The sequence below is a fragment of the Microcoleus sp. LEGE 07076 genome (assembly GCF_015207455.1).
Taxonomy (GTDB): Bacteria; Cyanobacteriota; Cyanobacteriia; order Cyanobacteriales; family Microcoleaceae; genus Microcoleus.
Map to the genome: position 1 here is coordinate 1 of NZ_JADEWV010000240.1, position 8,275 is coordinate 8,275.

The window sequence follows — 8,275 nt, forward strand, 5'->3', positions numbered from 1 at the left end:
GGTGGGAGGTTTGGGATTTTTGGTTTGGCAGCGGGCGATCGCTCCGAAGCCGGAAAAACCGAGCCGTCGCGGTGGTAAAATGCAAATAACTCGGGTTGTGGTGGCGACGGCGACTAAAAAAACTGTGCCGATTCAGTTACAGGCGATCGGCAATATGCAGTCTGGTGCTACTGTTTCGGTGACAGCACAGACTAGCGGGCGGGTGACGGGGGTTTATTTTAAGAAAGGGCAAGAAGTTAAGAAAGGACAGTTGCTTTTTTCGATCGACGATCGCTCTCAAAATGCTTCGATCCAACAAGCTCAGGGTATCGTAGCAAAAGACCGCGCCCAGGTGCAACAAGAGAGGGCTAATCTTGCTAAAGATCAAGGAATTGTCGAACAAGCTAGGGCGACTTTGGATAAAGATAGAGGAATTGTCGAACAAGCTAGGGCGATTCTGCAAAAAGATTTGGGTGTTGTCGAACAAGCGAAAATGACTCTGGCGAAAGATAAGGGAGTTGTTGAACAGTCGAAAATGACTTTGGAAAAAGACTTAGGTGCGGTTAAGCAGGCGATGGCAACTTTGAGCAAAGATCGAGCGCAAGCCGAGTATGCCGAAGCCCAAAGTCAACGTTACGCAGAGCTCTACAAACAAGGAGTAATTAGTCAAGATCAGGCGCAACAATACGCTACTAGCAGTCGAGCTGCGGCGGCAACGGTGGAGCTTGACAAACAGGCGATCGCCAATGCAGAAACGGCGGTAAAGAGCGATCGCATTGGCATCACAAATGCGGAGTCTGTCGTCCAAGGTGACTCCGTGGCGATCGCAAATGCTGAAACTGCGGTGAAGAGCGATTTGGTGGGAATTGAGAACGCTCAGACGGCGGTGAAGAGCGATTTAGTGGGGATTGACAATGCTCGGGCTGTTGTTGATGGCGATCGATCGGCGATCGAGGGTTTTCAAGCAGGGGTGAGTGCAGACGGCGGTAGCTTGAAAAATGCTCAGGTGCAATCATCCTATACCAAGGTCTATGCGCCGATCGACAGACGCGCCGGCAATATTCTAGTCACAGAAGGCAATGTAGTGCAACCAAGCACAGACAAACCCTTAGTCACAATCTCGAAAATCAATCCTATTCAAGTTGCCTTTTCTGTTCCCGAATCCAACCTCCCAGACATCCAAAAATATGCAGACAACGGCAAGCTAAAAGTTGATGTCACCTTTGCCGGAAACAATCGCCCAATATCAGGAATTTTATCATTTATCAACAATACGGTTGATAATTCTACAGGCTCAATTCAACTAATTGGCGAATTCAATAAGGCCGATAGTAAACTGTTTCCCGGTCAATTTGTCAATACTACATTAACACTATCTCAACAACCAAATGCAATTGTAGTTCCCTCCCAAGCAGTACAAACCGGGCCGAACGGACAATTTGTATTTGTCGCCCAAGACGACGATACAGTAGACAATGTGCCTGTAGTTGTCGGGAATACGATCGGCGGATTAAGTGTCATCCAAAAAGGTGTGGATGCGGGTGATGAAGTTGTGACAGACGGACAAGCTAATCTGGTTGATGGTAGCAAGATTCGGATTAAAGAAGCAGAGGGCGAGCGAGATAATTCTGATTCAACAAAGGGCGATTATTCAGACACATCAGGGAATAAAAAATCTGGCACCGACTCCCATTCGTCGGGAAATAAGTCAGGTAAATCGCGAAATAATCCGTAGATGAGACGGCGGTTGAAACCGCGTCTACACAAACAATGTCCGCCTCCGCGGACTCAAGAAAGAAAGATGAGACGGCGGTTGAAACCACGTCTACACAAACAAGATGACACGGCGGTTGAAACCACGTCTACAGAAACAAGATGACACGGCGGTTGAAACCGCGTCTACACAAACAATGTCCGCCTCCGCGGACTCAAGATGACACGGCGGTTAAAACCACGTCTACACAAACAATGTCCGCCTCCGCGGACTCAAGAAAATAACATAATTTTACCGCGCATTCTTCAACCCGCGTCGGCGGGTTTTGTCTGTGTAGACGCGGTTTCAACCGCCGGGTATTTTACGATTCTATTCTTATCTTAAAATGGTGTAACTAAATGAATCTTTCAGAACCATTTATTCGCCGTCCAATTATGACCACCTTGGTGATGGCGGCAATTATAATCTTTGGTTGGATGAGTTATCTATTGCTGCCGATTAGCGATTTGCCAAACGTGGATTATCCCACAATTCAAGTTAGCGCTTCCCGTCCCGGTGCCAGCCCGGAAACAATGGCGGCATCGGTAGCGCGCCCCCTAGAAAAGCAATTTTCCAGCATTGCGGGACTCGATACGCTAACATCAACGAGTACCAGCGGTCAAACTCAAATTACCCTTCAATTCAATCTCAGCCACAATATTGATGATGCGGCGCAAGATGTGGAATCGGCAATTTCTTCGGCATCTGGCCAAATGCCGAATGATTTGCCAAATCCGCCGAATTACAGCAAAGTTAACCCGGCCGACGGGCCAATTCTTTACCTTTATCTCACTTCGCCAACGCTGCCGCTTTCTGAAGTTGATAAATACGCGCAAACTTATCTAGCGCAAAAGCTTTCGACAATCAACGGTGTAGCGCAAGTGCAGATTTACGGTTCTCAAAAATATGCTGCTCGAATTCAACTCGATCCGCAACAGTTAGCGGCGCGGCAAATTGGTATCGATCAAGTGCAAACTGCCATCCAACAAGGCAATGTTAATTTACCCACAGGAAGTCTTTCGGGAAGTCATAAAAACTTTACGGTGCAAGCTAACGGACAACTTAAAGATGCTGCTGCATTCCGCCGTTTGATTGTGACTTATAAAAATGGACAGCCTGTTTATCTCGAACAATTAGGGCGAGTGATTGACAGCGTAGAAAATACTCGAGTTGCTAGTTGGTACAACAACGATCGCGCAATTATCCTCACGATTCAGAGACAGCCGGGCACGAATACTGTAGAAGTTGTAGATACGATTCAAAAATTGCTGCCCAATTTGAAAACCCAGATTCCAAGTTCGATCGCGCTTGGGGTGATGTACGATGCGTCTCAATCGATTCGCGAGTCGGTGGATGATGTGCGGTTTACACTGGTTTTGGCGATCGTCCTAGTAATTTTAGTAATTTTCGTATTTTTACGCAATCTTTCTGCCACAGTCATTCCCAGTTTAGCGCTGCCGGTTTCGCTGATCGGAACCTTCGCCGTCATGCACTTGTTCGACTACTCCCTCGACAACTTGTCAATGATGGCCCTGACACTATCTGTGGGCTTTGTAGTCGATGATGCGATCGTCATGCTCGAAAACATCGTCCGCCACATCGAAGCCGGAGACAGCCCCCGAGAAGCCGCGCTAAACGGCTCTAGCGAAATCGGTTTTACGATTTTATCGATGACGCTTTCCTTGGTGGCGGTGTTTATTCCGATGTTATTTATGAGCGAGTTGTTGGGGCGCTTGTTTCATGAATTTGCCGTCACAATTGCGGTTTCAATTTTAGTCTCCGGTTTTGTATCTTTGAGCCTGACACCGATGTTGTGCAGCCGTTTTCTCCGCGAAGCAAATCACGCCAATCCAAGCAGATTTTATCAAGCTTCCGAGTACGTGTTCGATGTGTTTTTGAGCTGGTACGATTGGAGCCTAAAAAAAGCTTTAAAATATCACCGCACCACCATGATTTTATCATTGGCAATGGTATTTGCCACAGTTGGATTGTTCGTGGCAGTTCCCAAAGGCTTTATTCCCAGCCAAGATACGGGACAAATTACGGGCATTACTCAAGCTGCACGGGATGCCTCTTTTGATGAATTAGCACGGCACCAGCAAGCCGTTGTCAAGATGATTCGGGAAGATCCGAACATTACTACTAACTTAAATGGTTATCAGGCAAGTAATTAACTTTGATTCAATTAGTTGGGTGCAACAAGTAGGGTGGATAGTGCCACCCTACTTACTTGGGACATAAAACCCGCAAAAAATGGTTTCGTCTGTGTAGTTCAGATTTCAACTGCCACCCCACAAACTTACTCCATAATCTAACTGAAAAAGTCGATCGTCTCTTTCAACGCTTTCACAAACACATCAATCTCCTCATAGGTATTGTAAAAATACAAACTCGCCCGTGCAGTAGATGAAATATCAAGATAGCGGTGCAAAGCTTGCGTGCAGTGATGCCCGGAACGAATCGCGACTCCCTCCTCATCCAACATGGTAGACAAGTCTTGAGGGTGAATTTCTCCGGCGCTAAACGAGGCTAACGCCGCCCTACCTTCGCCGTTGCTGTCCGGTTGCGGCCCGTAAATTTTAATCTCTGGAATTTGCCGCAATTGCTGGAACAGATAAGCCGTCAACTCGGCTTCGCAGGCGTGAATCTTATCCATGCCAATGTTATTAAGATAATCGATTGCGGCACCAAGGGCGATCGCCTCCCCAATTGCCGGAGTCCCCGCCTCAAACTTGTGCGGCAAATCAGCATAGGTAGAATATTCGAGAAAAACATCAGCAATCATCTCGCCCCCGCCAAAAAACGGAGGCATTTCTCTCAATAAATCCAGCTTTCCGTACAAAAAACCGATGCCAGTGGGAGCGCACATTTTGTGCCCGGAAGCAACCAACCAATCGCAATCCATTGCCTGCACATCTATTACCATATGTGGCACACTTTGGCAAGCATCAATTAAAACTTTTGCGCCATAAGTGTGAGCAATTTCGCAGATTTCTTTAACTGGATTTATGCAGCCCAAAGTATTAGAAACATGAACTACAGACACCAACTTAGTTTTATTTGAAATCAGCGTTTTGAACTGTGCTAAATCAAACTCCTGAGTCTCCGTCAACTCAACAAACTTCAGCACAGCGCCAGTTTTTTGAGCAATCATTTGCCAAGGCACCAAATTGCTGTGGTGTTCCATTACTGACAGGATAATCTCATCTCCCGCTTGCAGATTGTTCAAACCCCAAGAGTAAGCAACTAAATTAATCGCTTCGGTAGCATTGCGAGTGTAAACAATTTCTTGGCGGGAAGCTGCATTGATAAAAGCAGCCACTTTATCTCTAGCACCTTCGTAAGCATCTGTGGCTTTTCCACTAAGAGTATGGGCACCGCGGTGAACATTAGAATTGTATTTTTCATAATATTCTCGCCAAGCATTGAGGACAGCTAAGGGTTTTTGAGAAGTAGCTGCATTGTCGAGATACACTAGCGGTTTACCGTTGACTTTTTCATTCAGAATTGGGAAGTCACCGCGCACTTTTGAGGCTAAGGTTTTTTCTTGAATAAGTGTCATATTTTTTGAAGTTAGTATTGTTTTGAAACTCGCTTCTAGGGTTTATTTTTGAACCAGGAGATCCCCCCTAACCCCCTTTTAATAAGGGGGGGACAAGAGTATTCTCAAAGTTCCTCTTATCGAGGGAGGGACAAGAGTATTCTCAAAGTTCCTCTTATCCAGGGGGGGGGACAAGAGTATTCTCAAAGTCCCCCTTCTTAAGGGGGATGCGAGGGGGATCTCCGGCTTGGCAATAAAACACCCCCCAGTCTGTTGCTGATTCCTTTATCCTTGGACAGCCACGCAGGTAGAAAGCATTTTTGCTACCCCAAGAATTGGCAATTTATCCAGAATTTCCGCCGCAAAAGCATCGATTAGCAAATAGCGACTTCTCTCTAAATCCAAGCCGCGACTTTGCAAGTAGAAAAGTTCATCGTCTTCTAATTGGCTGACTGTTGCACCGTGGGAACATTTCACGTTGTCGGCCACAATTTCCAACTGCGGTTTAGTGTCTACACGAGCTCTTGATGACAGCAACAAATTCCGGCTCAACTGTCCCGCATCTGTTAATTGGGCGGCTTTGGAAACGAAAACTTTGCCGTTAAATACAGCACGAGCTTTGTTACCGATGATGCACTTATGCAGTTGGCGGCTTGTACCGTGGGGATGATTGAAACTAATCAAGCTGTGAGTGTCGGATAACTGTTCGCCAAAGGCTACGGTTAAACCGTTGAGAGTTGTTTCAGTCGCTTCGCCGTGCTGAAAGACTTCTAAATTGTGCCGGGATATTTTGCCACCCAAGCTGATAGCATGACAAGTATAACGGCTGTTGCGAGATTGGGCGATCGAACTTTTGCCCACATGAACCACATCCAAACCTTCGCGCTGAAGCCGAACATGGTTCACAGTGGCGTTTTCACCGACAACAACATCCGTGACAGCATTCGTAAAAGCGGGTACATTGCCGATAGTTGCGTAATCCTCCACGACAGTGACTTTGCTGCCAGCCTCAGCTACAATTAAGCAGTGCGGCTGACACATCGTCGGAGATGCACCTGGTGCAGTCAGGAAGAGCAAGTGAATCGGAAGGTCGATCGACATATTAGCCGGCACGAACACCACCGCAGAATCGACCAAACCCGCGATATTTAAAGCAGTAAATACTTCAGTTTGTTGTCTGTGCTGGCCCAAAACATCGGCGATGCGCGCCTGATATTTTTCCGGTACATTGGATAGATTACCTACATAAAAGTCCGGCAAATTCACCGCTGACAAATCCGGCGCATAAACACCGTTGACAAATACCAATCTTAAAGGTAAATCATCCTTGTTTTTCACAGGCATAGTAATATCAGACAACTTAATTGCTGACTGATTACTCTGGGGCACATTAAACTGAATTTGCAACAGCGACGACAAATCAGTAAACCGCCATTCTTCATCCCTCACAGTCGGAAAACTAGCTGCAAGAACGTATTCCGCCGCAATTTCGCGTAAATCATCGAGCCCGTAAGCAGAATTTTTGCCATTAGCTTTACCCAACTTTTCGCACTGATTCACCAAACCAGCCAAAAACATTTCTCTAGTAGCAACCTGAGTATTTATCATCGCGCGCCAACTCCTGCTGCTTCTTCTTCCACAACCCAATCATAACCGCGTTCTTCCAATTCCAGCGCCAACTCTTTCGGGCCAGTCAAGATAATTCTACCAGCTTCCATGACGTGAATAAAATCAGGAATAATGTAATTCAACAACCGCTGATAGTGAGTAATCACCAACATACAATTTTCGGCAGTTGACAATTGATTCACACCGCCAGCGACAATCTTGAGAGCATCGATATCCAAACCAGAATCTGTCTCATCCAAAATCGCTAATTTCGGTTCTAAAAGCGCCATTTGCAAAATCTCGTTGCGCTTCTTCTCGCCACCGGAAAAACCCTCATTCACGCTGCGGTTCAAGAAAGAGTCATTCATCTTGACAATATCCAGCTTCTCCTCGATTAAATCTTGGAAATCAAAAGCATCTAATTCTTCCAATCCGCGATGTTTCAGGTGAGCGTTGTAAGCCACGCGCAAGAAGTCCAGATTGCTGACACCCGGAATTTCTAAAGGATATTGGAAAGCGAGAAATATGCCAGCCAGAGAGCGTTCTTCGGGTGCTAATTCTAGTAAGTTTTGCCCTAAAAACGTAACCTCTCCACCTGTTACTGTATAAGCAGGATGGCCGGCTAAGATTTTGGATAAGGTGCTTTTTCCTGAACCGTTCGGGCCCATGATGGCATGAATTTCGCCGGATTTAATTTCTAGGTTCAAACCTTTTAGGATTTGGGTACCTTCGACATTCGCAGTTAAATTGCGGACTGACAATACCACTTGACTATTTTCAACAATCATCTATTTTTTTCCTTTGCCTCAATGCGTTTTACAGTTGTTTTCTTCTCGTTCCTAGGCTCTGCCTATGAATGCTTTTCGCGAGGCTCTTCCTCGCCAGAAACGCGAGAGAGAAAAGCGAGGCAGAGCCTCTAGATATGCGTTACCAGGCAGAACCCATTGGTGACAATTTAAGACTAAAACCCTTGATAAATCTCGTTTATATGCCGAGCCTAGATCCCCCTCGCATCCCCCTTAAGAAGGGGGACTTTGAGAAGACTCCGGTTCCCCCCTTCTTAAGGGGGGCTAGGGGGGATCTAAGTTTAATAGTTAAGCAGCAGTCTGTGGATGGGTTTGAACTTAAGTTGTCACCAATGGACAGAGCCTGGAAGGGTTTCTCGCCCACAAAAATTATCCGACACTTCCTTCTAGCTTCAGGCTCAACAACTTATCAGCTTCCGCTGCAAATTCCATTGGTAACTGATTGAAAACATCTTTGCAGAAACCGCTAATCATCATTGAAATAGCATTTTCTGCGGAAATTCCTCGCTGGGCGAAGAAGAACAATTGCTCTTCGCCTATTTTAGAAGTCGATGCTTCGTGTTCCACTTTAGCAGTGTGGTTCTGCAC

6 protein-coding genes are annotated in these 8,275 nt (G+C 46.2%); 2 read left to right on the top strand and 4 right to left on the bottom strand.

All coding sequences use genetic code 11. The annotated features are described in order from the left end of the window. On the top strand, positions 1 to 1,714 hold a 1,714-nt coding region (locus IQ270_RS25845; RefSeq protein WP_193976026.1), incomplete at its 5' end, for an efflux RND transporter periplasmic adaptor subunit. A 377-nt stretch (positions 1,715 to 2,091) separates the two neighbouring features. Then, complete coding sequence (locus IQ270_RS25850) at positions 2,092 to 3,906, top strand: efflux RND transporter permease subunit (protein WP_228056705.1); 1,815 nt, start codon at positions 2,092 to 2,094, stop codon at positions 3,904 to 3,906. 137 nt (positions 3,907 to 4,043) lie between these two features. On the opposite strand, the gene IQ270_RS25855 is transcribed toward IQ270_RS25850, so the two are convergent. From IQ270_RS25855 to IQ270_RS25870, 4 genes are all read right to left on the bottom strand, one after another. After that, positions 4,044 to 5,294 (bottom strand): SufS family cysteine desulfurase, encoded by a 1,251-nt coding sequence (locus IQ270_RS25855; RefSeq protein WP_193976027.1) that lies wholly within the window; start codon positions 5,292 to 5,294, stop codon positions 4,044 to 4,046. A gap of 264 nt (positions 5,295 to 5,558) precedes the next feature. Further along, a complete protein-coding gene (gene sufD, locus IQ270_RS25860) occupies positions 5,559 to 6,881 on the bottom strand; it encodes a Fe-S cluster assembly protein SufD (protein WP_193976028.1) in 1,323 nt (440 codons plus the stop codon). Next, the gene (gene sufC / locus IQ270_RS25865) at positions 6,878 to 7,669 is read right to left on the bottom strand and encodes a Fe-S cluster assembly ATPase SufC (protein WP_193976029.1); all 792 of its coding nucleotides are present in this window, start codon (positions 7,667 to 7,669) and stop codon (positions 6,878 to 6,880) included. Before sufC ends, sufD begins: the two co-directional genes overlap by 4 nt. A 387-nt stretch (positions 7,670 to 8,056) precedes the next feature. Then, positions 8,057 to 8,275: SufD family Fe-S cluster assembly protein (locus tag IQ270_RS25870; protein WP_193976030.1), on the bottom strand; the 219-nt coding region annotated here is incomplete at its 5' end.

Excerpts from the sequence above, each read along its gene's own strand:
- IQ270_RS25855 (WP_193976027.1), bottom strand. The coding sequence starts at position 5,294 with ATGACACTTATTCAAGAAAAAACCTTAGCCTCAAAAGTGCGCGGTGAC.
- sufC (WP_193976029.1), bottom strand. The coding sequence starts at position 7,669 with ATGATTGTTGAAAATAGTCAAGTGGTATTGTCAGTCCGCAATTTAACT.
- IQ270_RS25850 (WP_228056705.1), top strand. The coding sequence starts at position 2,092 with ATGAATCTTTCAGAACCATTTATTCGCCGTCCAATTATGACCACCTTG.
- sufD (WP_193976028.1), bottom strand. The coding sequence starts at position 6,881 with ATGATAAATACTCAGGTTGCTACTAGAGAAATGTTTTTGGCTGGTTTG.